Source organism: Burkholderia sp. NLJ2, assembly GCF_049487195.1.
GTDB lineage: Bacteria > Pseudomonadota > Gammaproteobacteria > Burkholderiales > Burkholderiaceae > Burkholderia > Burkholderia pyrrocinia.
This window is the reverse complement of sequence record NZ_CP137810.1, coordinates 1,332,908-1,347,692: the sequence shown is the minus strand read 5'-3', so window position 1 is coordinate 1,347,692 and position 14,785 is coordinate 1,332,908. Positions and strand designations below refer to the sequence as shown.

15 protein-coding genes are annotated in these 14,785 nt (G+C 67.2%); 5 read left to right on the top strand and 10 right to left on the bottom strand.

Annotation, left to right across the window (positions count from 1 at the left end; translation table 11 throughout):
* Nucleotides 1-588: 588 nt before the first annotated feature.
* Nucleotides 589-1,485, bottom strand: coding sequence for a LysR substrate-binding domain-containing protein (locus R9B84_RS28315; RefSeq protein WP_423763276.1), 897 nt, complete (start codon nt 1,483-1,485; stop codon nt 589-591).
* 502 nt (nt 1,486-1,987) lie between these two features.
* Here R9B84_RS28315 and R9B84_RS28310 point away from each other — a divergent pair.
* The 3 genes from R9B84_RS28310 to R9B84_RS28300 all read left to right on the top strand — a co-directional run bounded on the left by R9B84_RS28310 (nt 1,988) and on the right by R9B84_RS28300 (nt 4,928).
* Nucleotides 1,988-2,848: a peptidoglycan DD-metalloendopeptidase family protein gene (locus R9B84_RS28310; RefSeq protein WP_423763275.1), complete on the top strand. Its 861-nt coding sequence runs from the start codon at nt 1,988-1,990 to the stop codon at nt 2,846-2,848.
* 210 nt (nt 2,849-3,058) lie between these two features.
* Nucleotides 3,059-3,958, top strand: coding sequence for a class A beta-lactamase (gene bla, locus R9B84_RS28305; protein ID WP_423763274.1), 900 nt, complete (start codon nt 3,059-3,061; stop codon nt 3,956-3,958).
* A gap of 97 nt (nt 3,959-4,055) precedes the next feature.
* Nucleotides 4,056-4,928 carry a LysR substrate-binding domain-containing protein gene (locus tag R9B84_RS28300; RefSeq protein ID WP_423763273.1) on the top strand — a complete coding sequence of 291 codons (873 nt, stop codon included), beginning with the start codon at nt 4,056-4,058 and terminating at the stop codon, nt 4,926-4,928.
* Between the two features lie 46 nt (nt 4,929-4,974).
* Here R9B84_RS28300 and R9B84_RS28295 read toward each other — a convergent pair whose 3' ends face one another.
* From R9B84_RS28295 to sapR, 9 genes are all read right to left on the bottom strand, one after another.
* The gene (locus R9B84_RS28295) at nt 4,975-5,310 is read right to left on the bottom strand and encodes a type 1 fimbrial protein (protein WP_423763272.1); all 336 of its coding nucleotides are present in this window, start codon (nt 5,308-5,310) and stop codon (nt 4,975-4,977) included.
* 364 nt (nt 5,311-5,674) lie between these two features.
* Nucleotides 5,675-5,929: a GlsB/YeaQ/YmgE family stress response membrane protein gene (locus R9B84_RS28290; RefSeq protein ID WP_423763271.1), complete on the bottom strand. Its 255-nt coding sequence runs from the start codon at nt 5,927-5,929 to the stop codon at nt 5,675-5,677.
* A 129-nt stretch (nt 5,930-6,058) separates the two neighbouring features.
* Complete coding sequence (locus R9B84_RS28285; protein ID WP_423763270.1) at nt 6,059-6,835, bottom strand: ABC transporter ATP-binding protein; 777 nt, start codon at nt 6,833-6,835, stop codon at nt 6,059-6,061.
* Entirely contained in the window at nt 6,832-7,746 is a 915-nt protein-coding gene (locus R9B84_RS28280; protein ID WP_423763269.1) for an ABC transporter ATP-binding protein, read from the bottom strand. The genes R9B84_RS28285 and R9B84_RS28280 overlap by 4 nt, the downstream gene beginning before the upstream one ends.
* 1 nt (nt 7,747) lies before the next feature.
* A complete protein-coding gene (gene nikC, locus R9B84_RS28275) occupies nt 7,748-8,662 on the bottom strand; it encodes a nickel transporter permease (RefSeq protein ID WP_096474060.1) in 915 nt (304 codons plus the stop codon).
* A gap of 66 nt (nt 8,663-8,728) precedes the next feature.
* Nucleotides 8,729-9,799, bottom strand: coding sequence for an ABC transporter permease (locus R9B84_RS28270; protein WP_065501758.1), 1,071 nt, complete (start codon nt 9,797-9,799; stop codon nt 8,729-8,731).
* 10 nt (nt 9,800-9,809) lie between these two features.
* Entirely contained in the window at nt 9,810-11,411 is a 1,602-nt protein-coding gene (locus R9B84_RS28265) for an ABC transporter substrate-binding protein (RefSeq protein ID WP_423763268.1), read from the bottom strand.
* A 61-nt stretch (nt 11,412-11,472) separates the two neighbouring features.
* Nucleotides 11,473-12,036, bottom strand: coding sequence for a D-alanyl-D-alanine dipeptidase (gene ddpX, locus R9B84_RS28260; protein ID WP_423763267.1), 564 nt, complete (start codon nt 12,034-12,036; stop codon nt 11,473-11,475).
* Between the two features lie 27 nt (nt 12,037-12,063).
* Entirely contained in the window at nt 12,064-12,939 is an 876-nt protein-coding gene (gene sapR, locus R9B84_RS28255) for a sap1 transcriptional regulator SapR (RefSeq protein ID WP_423763266.1), read from the bottom strand.
* A 257-nt stretch (nt 12,940-13,196) separates the two neighbouring features.
* Here sapR and R9B84_RS28250 point away from each other — a divergent pair, with 257 nt between their 5' ends.
* Nucleotides 13,197-13,445 carry a helix-turn-helix domain-containing protein gene (locus R9B84_RS28250; RefSeq protein WP_423763265.1) on the top strand — a complete coding sequence of 83 codons (249 nt, stop codon included), beginning with the start codon at nt 13,197-13,199 and terminating at the stop codon, nt 13,443-13,445.
* Between the two features lie 3 nt (nt 13,446-13,448).
* Nucleotides 13,449-14,783, top strand: coding sequence for a type II toxin-antitoxin system HipA family toxin (locus R9B84_RS28245; RefSeq protein ID WP_423763264.1), 1,335 nt, complete (start codon nt 13,449-13,451; stop codon nt 14,781-14,783).
* Nucleotides 14,784-14,785: the final 2 nt, after the last annotated feature.

The window sequence follows — 14,785 nt, the reverse complement described above, 5'->3', positions numbered from 1 at the left end:
TGGCCGTTGCCGCGCTCGATGCCCGTACCTGACCTCCGCCTTGCAACCCTGATCCCTGAAGACGGATGGCCTGAATCACAACTCGAGCGGGCAAGCGTTCTCCCTGCACGGGCCGTGAACGGCGTCGCGCTGATGCATTGGAAAACGTTTTCCAAATTTAGGCATCGCACGGCGCGATGTCAATGAACTTTCACGCCGGAGGCGCCGGTAGAAACCCGGATAGTGGGAACGGAGAGCGAAGGGGAAGGTCAGGATTGCGCGGGAACTGCCGGGTTTTTTCGATGAGTGGTGCGGTGCGGCGTGGAGTGCAGGCGTGAATGCGGCGGGCGGGAAGGCTGTCTGGGTACGCGTTCTCGTTGGACATCGAGAGAAAACGTTATCCGTAAGGATCGGAGCGAGTCGGGTCAGCCTCAGGTCGTCGATCGCGATCAGCGCTGCCAAAGCCGAGCCTCGATCGCGGCCTTGTCGATTACCGGTCAGAACTGCCGGTTCAGGCAGTCGATATACGCGCGGTAGCGGGTGGCAAGATCGGTGTCGGCCATGGCCGTGCTTCCGTGTGTCGATGGGGTGGGGCGAATGCGGCGCGCGTTACCGCGACGTTGCTTCGCCGGACAAAAACGCCACGAACTCCCGCGTGTACTTCGGCAGCGCATCGAACGACCGCGCGCAGAGCGTCAGCTTCCGGTGGCTCCACGGATCGGCCAGCTCGACGAGCCGCACGTCCAGCGTCTGCATCGCGCGCTCGGCAGCATGCCGCGACACGATGCCGATGCCCACGCCGCTTGCGATCACGCGGCAGATCGCATCGAAGCTCTTCAGTTGCACGCGATAGCGGATCCGCTTGCCGAGCGCGCGCGCCTGGTCGGCGAGATGCACCTGCAGCGCGCTGCCGTCGGTGAGGCCGATGAAGTCGGCATCGGCGATCGCGTCGAACGCGACCTTGTCGTGCGATGCGAGCGGATGCGCGGCCGGCACGACGACGATCAGCCAGTCCTCGCGGAACGGTTTCTGTTCGAGCCCGCCGAGCCCGACCGAATCGGCAACGATGCCGACCTCGGCCGTCTTGTTGCGGATCGCATGCACGATCTCCTGGCTCGAACGCTCCTCGACGCTGATCGACAGCTTCGGATGATGCGGCAGGTAATCGGCCAGCGCGTCGGGCAGGTATTCGCTCAGCGACGCCGTGTTGCACAGCAGCCGGATATGGCCGCGCAGCCCCTGGCCGTATTGCTGCAGTTCGCCGCGCATGTGGTCGATCTGCTGCAGCACGGTGCGCGCGTGGTGTTCGAGCGCGCGGCCGGCGTCGGTCGCCTGCGCGCCCGACTTGGTCCGGTGCAGCAGTGGTACGCCGAGCTCGTCCTCCATGCCGCGGATGCGTTCGCTCGCGGCCTGCAGCGTGATGTGCGTCCGCTCGGCGCCGCTCGTGATCGTGCCGGCCTCGCAGATGTTCAGGAAGAGCCGCAGGTCGGTCAGGTCGAAGCGCATGATGGGCGGGGAGCGATAGCGTTGGAATGGCCGATAAGTTAGCAGGAACCGCAGTGCCGGTCTCAGGCGCTGCCTGAGGCGCGATTCGCCGGTTCCGAATTTTTAGGGCACGATCGATGCCCGATCATGGCCGTATCTCGACCAGGGAGCCTGTCATGCAGATCGATTCGTCGTGGGGCATGTCGTTCAAGATCGCGTTGCACGTGTTGTTCCTGTGCATCGGCATCGCGTGGGCCTGTTCCGAACTCGTCGCATGGTTGCGTTGAGCGCGGCGGCACACACCTATTGAAATCAGTTTTCCATAGTTTTCTGGAACGAAAATTCTTCCGCTTTCGCGCGAAAAGACCATCAAGTTTTTCCGGGTCGGGCCGTATTACCGGTAGCGAATGCCGGCCGGCGTCCGGTTCGTGATCGTTTGTCATCATTGTTTGCATCCGGTTACACGTCGGCCGTTCCGTTTTTGAGATGCTTGAAAGATTGTCAAACCGGAGTTGGATCGTCCATGGAAACGCGCGAGATTCACCGCAAGGCGGCATGGCTGTCGGGCCTGGCCGCCGTGCTCGTCATGGCCGGTTGTGCAAGCACGCAGTCCGTCCCGCCGAGCGACACGCTGGCGGGACAGTCGTCGCCGTCGAGCCAGCCCGCCGCTGCGCCGTCGGCCGCCACACCGCCGCCGGCGCCGATTTTCGTCGCGCGAAAGTACGTCGTGAAGCGCGGCGACACGCTGACGGGCATCGCGTCCGCGAACGACTGCAGCGTTGCCGACCTGCGCACCTGGAACAAGCTGGGCGCGAACGGCAGGCTGCGCAAGGGGCAGGTGCTGCGCATCGTCAGGCAGCAGCCGCTGCCGCCGTCGGGCGCGGCCGGCACGCAGGCTGCCGCGCCGGCCGGCGCGAGCGACGCGGTGGCGGGTAATCAGGCAACGGCACAGGCCGCGGCATCGACGGCGAGCGACCGTCAGGTCGTCAAGGAAACGAAGCGGCATGCGGGCGGCGTCGCGCTCAAGTGGCCCGCAAACGGCAAGATCGTCGAGGGGTTCCGGCCGGGCCAGAACCGCGGCATCCAGATCGCCGGCCGGCCGGGCGACCCGGTTCGCGCGGCGGCCGACGGCCGCGTGATGTATGCGGGCACCGGCCTGAACGATTACGGCAGCCTGATCATCGTCCAGCACAACGCGGATTTCCTGACCGCCTATGCGCACAACCGCAAGCTGCTCGTGAAGACGGGCGACATCGTGCGCCAGGGCGACGCGATCGCCGAGATGGGCGACCTCGACAACTCGCGCGTCGCGCTGCTGTTCGAGGTGCGGCGCGACGGCAAGCCGGTGAATCCGATGCCGTACCTGCCTTCGTCGCAAGGGTGAAGCGGGGCCGTTCCGCTGGAACGCGACGGCGGTCGCTGCTAGGCTAGGGGCTGTTTGCGAGTCCCGCGCTTCGCGCGGGGCCGACGGGCGTCTTTCGGGGATGCGCGGCGAATGCCGTTGCGGGCCGGCCGTCGGCGTGAACGGGCGTGCATCGCCGATGCGCGCCCGTATTGCTTCGTGCCATCGTTTCCGACCGAACACACCTCATCCATGGAACACTCTCCGACACGCCGCTCGCTGTTGCTTGCCGCCGTTGCAGCACCGTTCGTCGCCGCGTGTACGTCCGCGCCGGTCGCCGACCAGGGGCGCGCCCACGCCGCGCAAGCCGAACTCGCCGCGCTCGAGAAAGCGTCGAACGGCCGGCTCGGCGTCGCCGCGCTCGATACGTCGAACGGCGTGCGCATCGCCCACCACGCGCGCGAGCGCTTCCCGCTGTGTGGCACGTATGCGGTCGTCGCGGCCGCCGCGATACTCGCGCGCGGCTCGCTCGACGCGTCGCTGCTGCCACGCCGCATCCTGTACCGCCGCTATGAAGTCGTGTCGGGCTCGCCGATCACGGAAAGCCACGTCGACACGGGCATGACGATCGCGCAGCTTTGCGAGGCGATGCTGCAGTCGGGCGACAAGGGCGCGGGCAACCTGCTGATGGGCGTGCTCGGCGGCCCGCAGGCCGTCACGTCGTTCGCGCACGGGAGCGGCGACACGACGTTCCGCCTCGATCGCTGGGAACCCGAACTGAACCAGGCCGCGCCGGGCGACGAACGCGACACGTCGACCCCGGTCGCGATGGTCGACGCGCTGCAGCGCCTGCTGCTCGGCGACACGCTGCACGAACCGCAGCGCACGCAACTGTCGGAATGGATGGTCGGCGGCGCGCGCGGCGCGACCGGCATTGCGGCGGGCGTGCCGCCCGGCTGGCGCGTTGCGGACAAGGCCGGCACCGGCGGTTTCGGCACGACGACCGACGTCGCGGTGCTGTGGCCGCCGTCGCGCGCGCCGATCGTGATGGCCGTGTCGTTCACGCAACCGCAGGCCGACGCGGCGGCACGCGCGGACGTCGTCGCATCGGCGGCGCGCATCGCGGCGGGCGCGCTCACCGCGACGGCCTGAGCATCGCGCGCCTCGCGCAAAGCCGGCGTTTGGCTTATCGTGTCGGTCAGCGCGCGCCGGCGTCGGCGCGCGGTCCTTCCGTTTCTTCTGCCTTTTCATGCGCCGACTTCCGCCCCTGCACGCGCTGCAGATCTTCTCGACGGTGGCTCGCCACCGCAGCTTCACGCGTGCGGCCGAGCAGCTCTGCATCACGCAGGGCGCGGTGAGCCGGCAGATCCAGACGCTCGAGGCGCATTACGGCTTTCCGCTGTTCAAGCGCCATGCGAAGGGCCTCATGCTGACGGCGGAGGGCGAGCAGTTGCTGCCGGTGGTCAACGAGAGCTTCGCGCGGATCGAGGACATCTCGATGAAGCTCACGCGGCAGCGCACCGATCTCGCGCTGAAGGTGCCGACCTGCGTGATGCGCTGGATGCTGCCGCGCATCATGCGCTTCCAGGGCGAGCATCCCGATCTCCATGTGCAGATCACGACCGCGTGGCAGCACGTCGTCGATTTCTCGACCGAGCCGTTCGACGCGGCGGTCGTCTACGGCACGTCGCCCGGCGCGGGCGTATTCGCGCTGCCGCTGTTCGACGAACGGCTGACGCCCGTGTGCGCACCCGAGTTGCGGCAGGCGTCACCGCTCGACGCGGTCGGCGATCTCGCGCGCCATACGCTGCTGCATCCGACACGCGACCATCGCGACTGGCGTGCATGGCTCGACCATGCGGGCGAGCGCAACGTCGATCCCGCGCGCGGGCCGACGTTCGACACGCTCGATCTCGCGACGAACGCGGCGATGCAGGGCTTCGGCGTCGCGATCGGCGACGTGACGCTCGTCGACGACGACGTCAGCGCGCGCCGGCTCGAACGCCCGTTCGACATCGTGCTCGAGACGGGCGCACGCTATTTCTTCGTCTATCCCGAGAACATCGGCAACCAGCAGAAGATCCGCGCGTTCAGCGACTGGATCGCGCGCCATCGGGACTGACGCGCGGCCGCGTCGGATCTGCCGCGAACCGCGCGGGCGGCCGGTGTTACTGGTATGTCACGACGGCGATCATCGGCGCCAGATTGTTGCCCGGACGGTTCGGTAAAACGATTGCGCGCGAGGCCTGAGTAAAGGTCGTGGTCTTGACGGCCTGCATGCTCGCCGCGTCGACGAACGCGATCTGGCCGGTCGCCGGGCGCGGGCAGTCGGCGCGCACGTGCGCATGCGCGGCGTCGGCCGTGTCGAGTGCGAACGAGCAGGGCGGCTCGACGATCATGCCGGAGAAGTGAATGATGCCGGACGCGCCGGCGGCAAAGGACGAGGACGTGGCCAGAAGCGAGGCAGCCACAGCAAACGAGGCGGCGAACAGGCGATGCTTCATGACAGGCTCCAGAGTGGAAGCGCGTCGCAGCGGGGCCGCTCGGGTGGCAGTCCGTCAACGCTGCGGTGCTGAGTGCGTAAACGGCAATTCCATTGGATCTCTTGAATGAAAATTCGGAAATGACGGGAATAAGCAAACGACGCCGTATCCCTTCAATCAATTTATCTCAAATTTGAGCGGCCGCAAGTTCGGGTATTGCCGGTGCGGTAAACCAGATGGGCGGTCGCCGGCGGACGCCGGTTGTTGCGGGTGAATCGTTGCGGAGTCAACGAGTTGGTCATGCCGCGAATCGTCGGTTGCCAAAAGAAAACGGCCACTCGTGATCACGAGCGGCCGTTTTGCGTGGTGCGGTGTGGCGGTGCGATCAGGCCATGCGCTTGCGCACCGCGCCGACGATCACCAGCAGCACGATCGCGCCGATGATCGATGCGATCCAGCCCGCACCCTGGCCCGGCGCATACCAGCCGGCGGCGCGGCCGACGTAGCCGGCGACCAGCGAGCCGACGATGCCGAGCACGGCCGTCATCAGGATGCCCATCTTGTCGTCACCGGGCTTGAGCGCGCGGGCGAGGAGGCCGACGATGAGCCCGACGACCAGGGTTTCGATGAAGTGCAGCATGAACGCCTCCCTATTGCTGTTGAGCTGTTGACGAAAGCAAATTGACCCGTGCGGCGCACAAGGGTTCCATGCGGCGGCAAGCCGGCGCGTGGCGTGCCGAGTATCGCATGCCGGCGCGTCGTGCAGATGTCAGGCGGCCGGCGCGCCCATGACCGGGTCGAGACGGCGGTAGCCTTCGGTCGCCTGCAGCAGCGTGCGTGTGTAGTCGCGCGCGACCTGCCCGGCGCGCACGTCCTCGACACGAAGTTGCTCGACGATCTCGCCATGCTGCATCACGGCGACGCGCTGGCACAGGAAGCCGATCACCGCGAGGTTGTGGCTGACGAGGATCATCGTCAGGTTGCGTTCGCGATGCAGGCGGCGCAGCAGGTTCAGGATCTCGGCCTGCACCGATACGTCGAGCGCGGACGTCGGCTCGTCGAGCAGCAGCACGCGCGGCTCGACGATCAGCGCACGCGCGATCGCGACGCGCTGCCGCTGGCCGCCCGACAACTGGTGCGGATAGCGGAAGCGGAATGCGGGGCCGAGGCCGACTTCGGCGAGCGCGCGGGCGATCCGCGCATCGGCGTCGTCGATTCCGTGGATCGACAGCGGCTCGCGCAGCGTCTGGTCGACCGTGAAGCGCGGATGCAGCGATGCGTACGGGTCCTGGAACACCATCTGCACGTGACGGCGGAACGCACGGTCGAGCGTGCCGCCGACCGGCCGGCCGTCGATCGACAGGCTGCCGGACGCGAGCGGCACGAGGCCCGTTAGCGCGCGCAGCAGCGTCGACTTGCCGGAACCCGATTCGCCGACGAGCCCGAACACCTCGCCGTCGCGCACCGCGAAGCTCGCGTCGCGCACGGCGTCGACGTGACCCGTGCGGGTCGGGAAACGGATCGATGCGTGATCGACGTCGATCATCGTGCGGCCTCCTGGCGATCGGCGGATGTGGACGCAGGCGGCGCGGGATCGAGCCAGGCCGGGTCGCGCCGCAGCACGGGTAGTTCGTCCGGCGGGTTCGCGAGCGGCGGGTTCGCCGCGAGCAGCCCGCGCGTGTACGGATGCGTCGCGTCGCGCAGGTCGCGCGCGGCGCAGGTTTCGACCACGCGGCCCGCATACATCACCGCGACGCGATCGCAGAACGACATCACGAGCGGCAGGTCGTGGCTGATGAACATCAGGCCCGTGCCGTGCCGCGCGATCATCGCGTCGAGCACCGCAAGCACCTGCATCGAGACCGCGACGTCGAGCGCGGACGTCGGTTCGTCGGCGATCAGCAGGCGCGGGCCGGTCGACACCATCATCGCGATCATCACGCGCTGGCCCATGCCACCCGACAATTCGTGCGGATACGCATCGGCGACGCGCGCCGGGTCGCGGATCTGCACAGCCGCGAGCGCGTCGACGATCCGTTCGCGCAGCGCGCGGCCGCGCAGGCCGGGTTCGTGCAGCCGGAACGCTTCGCCCATTTGCTTCGCGACCGTCATCACCGGGTTCAGCGAATACTTCGGGTCCTGCAGGATCATGCCCATCTGGCTGCCGCACAGCCGCCGGCGTTCGCGCGGGGACATCGCGAGCAGGTCGTGGCCGCCGAAGCGCATCGTGCGCGCCGACCAGCGCGCGGCGTCGGGCAGCAGGCCGAGCAGCGCGCGGCCCGTCAGCGACTTGCCGGAGCCCGATTCGCCGACGATGCCGAGCCGTTCGCCGGGCGCGAGCGTCAGCGACAGGTCGCGCACGGCATCGGACACGACGCCGTCGTGCCCGCGAAAGCCGATCTTCAGCCCGTCGATCTCGCAGAGCGGCGCGGGCGCGGTGGCGGTATTCATCGGCATGTCACGCTCCATGGCGGGGATCGAAGACGTCGCGCAGCCCGTCGCCGAGCAGGTTGAACGCGAGGCTCACGAGCAGGATCGCGATGCCGGGCAGCGTCGCGACCCACCATGCGTCGAGCAGCACGTTGCGGCCCGATGCGACCATGAAGCCCCACTCGGGGCTCGGCGGCTGCGCGCCGAGGCCGAGGAAGCCGAGGCCCGCGACGGTCAGGATGATGCCGGCCATGTCGAGCGTCGCGCGCACGATCACCGACGACATGCACAGCGGCACGATGTAGCGCAGCAGGATGCGCGGGCCCGACGCACCTTGCAATCGCGCGGCGTGAATGTAGTCGGCCTGCGCGATGCGGATCGTCTCCGCGCGCGCGAGCCGCGCATAGGCGGGCCATGCGGTGATCGAGATCGCGACGACCGCGTTGATCACGCCGGGCCCGAGCGCGGCCGCGAATGCGAGCGCGAGCACGATCTTCGGGAACGCGAGCGCGACGTCGGTGATGCGCATCAGCACGCTGTCGACGAAGCCGCCGCAATAACCGGCCGTCGTGCCGATCAGCAGGCCGATCGGCACGACGATCACGACGACGAGCAGCGCGATGCCGAGCGTGAGGCGCGAGCCGGCGATCAGCCGCGAGAGGATGTCGCGGCCGAGCTGGTCGGTGCCGAACCAGTGCGACGGCGAGCCGGGCGGCAGCAGGCGGTCGGACAGCACCTGGCGCAGCGGATCGTGCGGCATGATCAGCGGGCCGACGATCGCGACGACGATCAGCGCGACGAGGATCGCGAGCCCGAACAGGTTGAGCGGATTCGTGGCGAAACGGCGCCAGCGTCGGTACGCGAGGCCGAGCGCGGCCTGCGAGCGCGATGCGGGCGCATCGGAAAGCAGCCACGCGCGCAGCGTGAGGCGCTCGGCGTTCATGATTGGACGACCTTCGGCATGGACGATGAAAGAAGCAGGGTGGAAACGGTCATGTCGAGACGGCCCTCAGCGCGCACGCGGATCGAACACGCGGTACAGCGCGTCGGTCAGCAGGTTGACGGTGATGAACATTGCGCCGATCACGAGCGTCGCGCCGAGCACCGCGTTCATGTCGGCATTCAGCAGCGCGCCGGTCAGGTACGAGCCGAGCCCCGGCCACGCGAACACGATCTCGGTCAGCACCGAGCCTTCGAGCAGGTTGCTGTACGTGAGCGCGATCACGGTCAAGAGCGGCACCGCGATGTTGCCGAACGCATGCCGCCAGATCACGCGGCGCTCGGACAAGCCCTTCGCGCGCGCGGTGACGATGTATTCCTGGCTCAACTGGTCGAGCATGAACGAGCGCGTCATGCGGCTGAGATACGCGACCGAGTAGTAGCCGAGGATCGCGGCCGGCAGCGCGATGTGCGACACCGCGTTGCGGAACACGTCCCATTCGCCCGCGAGCGCCGCGTCGATCAGCAGGCTGCCCGTGCGCGGGTCGACCATCCCGTCGTACACGGGATCGAGCCGGCCCGGGCCGCCGACCCAGTGCAGCCGCGCGTAGAACAGCAGCAGCCCCATCAGCCCGAGCCAGAACACCGGCACGGAATTGCCGATCAGCCCGACGAAGCGCGCGATGTGATCGATCGGCCGGTTGTGCTTCACGGCGGCCGCGACGCCGAGCGGCACGCCGATCGCGATGCCGATCAGCGTCGCGATCGTCGCCAGTTCGAGCGTGGCCGGGAACACGCGCTTGATGTCGTCGAGCACGGGGTTCGCGGTCAGCAGCGACATGCCGAGATTGCCGTGCAGCACGTCGCGCGCGTAGATCAGGAATTGCGTGACGAGCGGCTTGTCGAGCCCGAGCGCGATGCGTTCGGCCGCGTACGCCTCGGCCGACGCGCGATCGCCGAGGATCGCGAGCACGGGATCGATCGGCACCTTGCGGCCGATCACGAACGTCAGCGCGAGCAGCCCCGCGAACGTGACGGCGAGCGTGAGCGCCCAGCGCAGCACGCGCAGTGCCCAGCGCACGGCCGGGCGCCGCGCGGGCAGCGTGCGCAGTGCTTCGAGGGAGGAGGCGGGAGTCGACATGCGGCGAATCTTATTGCTTCTTCAGGTTGCGGTACGACACGAGATCGTTGATCGGCCCGACTTCGAGCCCGCTCACGCCGGGCCGCGTCGCGACCTGCGCGACTTTCTCGAACATGTTCACGAACGGCGAGCGCGCGAGCACTTCCTTCTGCATCGCCTGATACGACTGCGCGCGTTTCGCGGCGGTCGGTTCGGCGAGCGCGGTGTCGGTTTCCTTCGTGAGCTGCGGGATGTCCCAGCTGTTGCGCCAGGCCAGCATTTTATAGCTCGACTTGTCGGAATTGTCCGGATTCCACGCGAAGCCCTGCGCGTTGCTGTGCGGGTCGATGTAGTCGGCCGACCATTCGCCGATGTAGATGTCGTGCTGGCGCGCGCGGTATTTCGCGAGCGTCTGCTTGTTGTCGCCGGGGATCAGCTGCACCTTGATGCCCGCCTGCGCGAAGTTCGCCTGCACGGCCTGCGCGATCTCCGTGTACGGATAGTCGTTGCGCACGTCCATCGTCACCGAAAAGCCGGCGGGCACGCCGGCCTTCGCGAGCAGCGCCTTCGCCTTCGCGACGTCGAGCTTGTACGGGTTCGCGTTCAGCGTGCCGAGGAAGCCTTCGGGCAGGAAGGTCTGGTGCACCTTGTAGGTCGTCTTCACGACATTGCCCTGGATGCCGGCATAGTCGACGAGCCACTTCAGCGCTTCCTGCACGTCGGGTTTCGCGAGCGTCGGGTTCTTCGTGTTCAGGCCAAGGTACAGCAGCGTCGCCTGCGGCGATGCCGACACCTTCGCCTTGCCGGATTTCACGACGGAAACCAGATCGTCGGGGCTCAGGTCGCGCGCCGCATCGACGTCGCCGTTTTCCAGCAGCAGGCGCTGGCTCGCGGCTTCGGGCACATGGCGCAGCACGATGCGCTTCATCGCGAGCGGCAGCCGGTAGCCGTCGAAGCGCTGCAGCACGATGCTGTCGCCGGCCGTCCACTTGACCAGCTTGTACGCGCCGGAGCCGGCCTCGTTGGTCTTCAGCCACGCGTTGCCGAAGTCGCTGCCCTGCTGGTGCGACAGCAGCAGCTTCTTGTCCAGCACCGACGCGGGCCACGAGCCGAGCACGTTCAGCACGAAGGTCGGCGCGTATTTGCGGTCGGTCGTGACCGATATCGTCTGGTCGTCGAGCTTCTTCACGTTCGCCGCGACGTTCGCCTTCGTGAGGCCGATGCCGGTCAGCACGGCGGCCGGGCCCTTGTCGAGCAGCACCGCGCGCTGGATCGACCACGCGACGTCGTCGGCCGTCAGCGGGTTGCCCGAATGGAACTTGAGGCCGGGGCGCAGCTTGAACGTATAGGTCAGCCCGTCGGTGCTCACCGTCCACGACTGCGCGACATCGCCGTTGAATTTCGACGGATCGCGCAGGTCGACGCGCACGAGCCGGTCGTACGTATTCGCGACGTATTCCTCCGGCACCAGCTCGTAGATCTCGCCCGGATCGAGCGTCGTGAATTCGTCGAGCAGGGTCGCCATCACGAACAGGTCCTTCGGCGTTTCCGCGTACGCAGCGGAAAGCGGAACGGCGGCGAGAACGGACGCGGCGGCCAGCGCCGCGACGAGCCGGGATGTCAGGGGTTTCATGTGCGCTCCATCGTGAGGTGAACGTGCAATGGGTGAACGTAAAACGGCAACGGGACATGCATCACATCAGGCACCATGGGCCGCTCGCCGCGTTGTCGATCTGCGGCAACGCGTGCGAGCCGGGCAGTTCGTAGTGCCACCATTCGCTGTCGATGTGCGCGAAGCCGGCCGCGTGCATCACGCCGAGCAGCAGCAGGCGGTTGCGTTGCACGGCTTCGGACAGGCCCGCATGGAAGTGGCCCGACGCGGCGACCATCTCGTCGAAGCCGGTGCCCATGTCGAGCGGCTCGCCGTTCGCGCCGACCAGCGTCAGGTCGAGCGCGGTGCCGCGGCTGTGATTCGAGCCGCGGCCGAGATCGGCGATGAAGTCCGGATCGGGCAGGAAATCCCACAGTACCTGCTGCGCCTGCGGCGGCCGGTACGCGTCGTAGATGCGCAGCGTGAAGCCGGCCTGCGCGGCGACGTCGACCGCGCGGCGCAATGCGGCTTCGGCCGGCTCCAGCAGCAGGCAGTGCGCGCGACGGTAGATCGGCTTGCCGGTCAGGTTGCGGTCGGTCGCGTAGACGAGATCGAGGTCGACGCGATGCGTGGCGGGCGTGATTTCGACGAGGCGGTGGTCGTTCATCGGCGGTTCAGGTTCGTTCAGGCTCGCTCAGGATTCGAATTGGTCGAACGTGTGCTGCAGTTCGCGGTTGCGCGCGACGCGCCGGTCGATCGCGGGGCCGAGGCGGTCGACGACGGCCGTGATCAGCAGGTTGAACAGGCAGGTGAGCGGTGCGAGCGAATCCCAGAACTGGCCGACGTCGGTCTTCACCTGCAGCAGGTCGGCCGGCCATTCGCGCGCCCACGGGCACGACAGATCGGTGACCAGCGCGAACGGCTGCCCGCGCTCGGCCGCCGCCTGGCAATAGCGGCGCGCGCTGCGCGAATACGCGCGCGTGTCGGTGACGATGCAGTACGGCCGCTCGAATTCGGAGTTCAGCGAATCGACATACGAGCCCGACTGGCCGTCGGAATAGAACACGCGTGGGCGCAGGTATTCGAGGTAGCTGCTGAACGCGTTGCTGATCCCGCGCGTCGACTGGATGCCGAGGATGAACACGGCGTCGGCATGCGCGATGCGGTCGGCGACCTGCGCGAACACGGGGCCTTCGGCGAGCCGGTACACGTGGCGGATCGCATCGAGCTCGCGTTCGAGCGACGACACGAGCGTGCCGTCGCTGCCGTTGCCTTCGGCCGGTTGCGCGCCGGCGACGCGGCGGTATTCGTCGAGCCGGTCGGTGATCATCCACGGGCGATCGCCGCCGCCGCGCAGCTCGCGTTTCAGGTCGTCGAGATTGCGGTAGCCGACGCTGCGCAGGAAGCGCCCGACCGAGATGCCGCTCGTGCCGGCCTGCTGTGCGATCTGGTCGGCCGTCTCGAGCCCGAGCCGGTCGAGGTTCGCGAGCATGTAGCTCGCGATGCGCTTCGCGGTCGGCGTCAGCTCGGCATAGCGGGATTCGACGGTACGGGCGAACGCGCAGGTCATCGGATGTTAGATCGTTGTCGTCTGAGGATCGAATGTCATCCATCTAACAAAGCCAAAATCATTCGCGCCAGCGGATAAAAACTATGGTGTGAGGATAGGTGATAGGGTCGGAAACGCGTTCAAGGGCGGGGTGGTGGCACGCAAGGGCGCCCTTTTTATGTCTGTCAGGCATATTTTGCGTTTATGCCTGTGGGGAATAATTTGCGTTTATGTCTGTCAGGAATATACTGCGTTTATTGCCTACAGGAATCCGCGCCGTGAATTTCATCGTCAATACGCCCGCGCAGCTGGGCGATATCCTGTCTTCCGCGCGTCAGGCCAAGGGCCTGACGCAAGCCGAAGCGGCTGTGCGAATCGGCGTGGGCCAATCGCGTTTGTCGCTGCTCGAATCCACGCGTACCGAAAGCCTGTCGCTCAGCCAGTTGCTCGAGCTGACCGCGCTGTACGGCCTCGAACTCAGCATCCGCACGAAGGACGGGCGCGACTCGGCCGACGTCGAGTGGTAAGCGATGGGACGCAAATCGCACACTCGCGCGTTGTCGATCTGGACGAATGGCCAGAGGGTCGGCACATGGCGGATTCCCGCGCGCGGCGACATGGAACTGTTGTACGACGCCGGCTGGAAGCAGTCGGCTGTCGGCCGCCCGTTGTCGCTGTCGTTGCCGTTTGGTGTCGGCGATGCACCGTTGCGCGGCGAACGCGTCAATCACTACTTTGACAACCTGCTTCCGGATAGCGACGCCATTCGGCGCCGATTGGCCGCCAGGTTCGGCACGGCGACGACCGAGCCGTTCGATCTGCTCGCCGCGCTCGGTCGTGACTGCGTCGGGGCGGTGCAATTGCTCGGCGAAGACGATGCGCCAGCCGGCCAGGATCGTATCGACGGTACGCCGCTGTCGGACGACGACGTTGCACGCGTGCTCGATCAGGCGAGCGGTGTGGCGACGGGAGCCGGGGACGATGACGATTTCCGGCTGTCGCTGGCCGGTGCGCAGGAAAAGACCGCACTGCTGTTTCACGACGGACGATGGATGCGCCCGCATGGCGCGACGCCGACGACGCATATTCTCAAGCTGCCGCTCGGGCTGGTCGGCAACAAGCGGGCCGATCTCACGGCCTCTGTCGAGAACGAGTGGCTGTGTCTTGCGATCCTGCGAGCTTTCGGCCTGCCGGCCGCGAATGCGGAAATCGTGCGTTTCGGCGTGCACAAGGTACTGTCCGTCGAGCGGTTCGATCGGACGTTGCATCGTGACGGCGGGTGGCTGTTGCGCTTGCCGCAGGAGGACTTCTGCCAGGCGCTCGGCGTGCCGCCTCACCTGAAGTACGAGTCGCAGGGCGGCCCCGGCGTGCCCGACCTGGCCGGCCTCCTGCGCCGTTCGGAAACGGCGGGGGAAGATCTCGACACACTGTTCGCCGCTCTGATCGTGTTCTGGATGCTCGCCGCACCGGACGGGCACGCGAAGAACTTCAGCCTGCGTCTGCTGCCGGGCGGCCGTTTCCGTCTCACGCCGCTCTACGACGTGATGTCGATCTGGCCGGTCGAAGGCGATGGCGCGAACCAATGGTCGTGGCACAAGGCGAAGCTCGCGATGGCCGTGCACGGCAAGCGCAAGCACTATGCGATGCGCGACATTTCGCGACGGCACTTCACCGCGATGGCCGAACATTGCCTGCTCGGCGATATCGCGACGCCGATCGTCGAACGGCTCGTCACCATGACGCCGCGCGTGATCGAATCGGTCGCTGCTGCGCTGCCTCCCGGGTTTCCGGCAAAGGTCGCGGAGCGCATTCTGGGCGGATTGCGATTCGCTGCGCAACGGCTCGACGAAATGCCGCGGGAGTAAAC

What these genes read in the sequence shown, in the direction of transcription:
- R9B84_RS28315 (WP_423763276.1), bottom strand. Translation starts at nt 1,485, where the DNA reads ATGCGCTTCGACCTGACCGACCTGCGGCTCTTCCTGAACATCTGCGAG.
- R9B84_RS28310 (WP_423763275.1), top strand. Translation starts at nt 1,988, where the DNA reads ATGGAAACGCGCGAGATTCACCGCAAGGCGGCATGGCTGTCGGGCCTG.
- bla (WP_423763274.1), top strand. Translation starts at nt 3,059, where the DNA reads ATGGAACACTCTCCGACACGCCGCTCGCTGTTGCTTGCCGCCGTTGCA.
- R9B84_RS28300 (WP_423763273.1), top strand. Translation starts at nt 4,056, where the DNA reads ATGCGCCGACTTCCGCCCCTGCACGCGCTGCAGATCTTCTCGACGGTG.
- R9B84_RS28295 (WP_423763272.1), bottom strand. Translation starts at nt 5,310, where the DNA reads ATGAAGCATCGCCTGTTCGCCGCCTCGTTTGCTGTGGCTGCCTCGCTT.
- R9B84_RS28290 (WP_423763271.1), bottom strand. Translation starts at nt 5,929, where the DNA reads ATGCTGCACTTCATCGAAACCCTGGTCGTCGGGCTCATCGTCGGCCTC.
- R9B84_RS28285 (WP_423763270.1), bottom strand. Translation starts at nt 6,835, where the DNA reads ATGATCGACGTCGATCACGCATCGATCCGTTTCCCGACCCGCACGGGT.
- R9B84_RS28280 (WP_423763269.1), bottom strand. Translation starts at nt 7,746, where the DNA reads ATGCCGATGAATACCGCCACCGCGCCCGCGCCGCTCTGCGAGATCGAC.
- nikC (WP_096474060.1), bottom strand. Translation starts at nt 8,662, where the DNA reads ATGAACGCCGAGCGCCTCACGCTGCGCGCGTGGCTGCTTTCCGATGCG.
- R9B84_RS28270 (WP_065501758.1), bottom strand. Translation starts at nt 9,799, where the DNA reads ATGTCGACTCCCGCCTCCTCCCTCGAAGCACTGCGCACGCTGCCCGCG.
- R9B84_RS28265 (WP_423763268.1), bottom strand. Translation starts at nt 11,411, where the DNA reads ATGAAACCCCTGACATCCCGGCTCGTCGCGGCGCTGGCCGCCGCGTCC.
- ddpX (WP_423763267.1), bottom strand. Translation starts at nt 12,036, where the DNA reads ATGAACGACCACCGCCTCGTCGAAATCACGCCCGCCACGCATCGCGTC.
- sapR (WP_423763266.1), bottom strand. Translation starts at nt 12,939, where the DNA reads ATGACCTGCGCGTTCGCCCGTACCGTCGAATCCCGCTATGCCGAGCTG.
- R9B84_RS28245 (WP_423763264.1), top strand. Translation starts at nt 13,449, where the DNA reads ATGGGACGCAAATCGCACACTCGCGCGTTGTCGATCTGGACGAATGGC.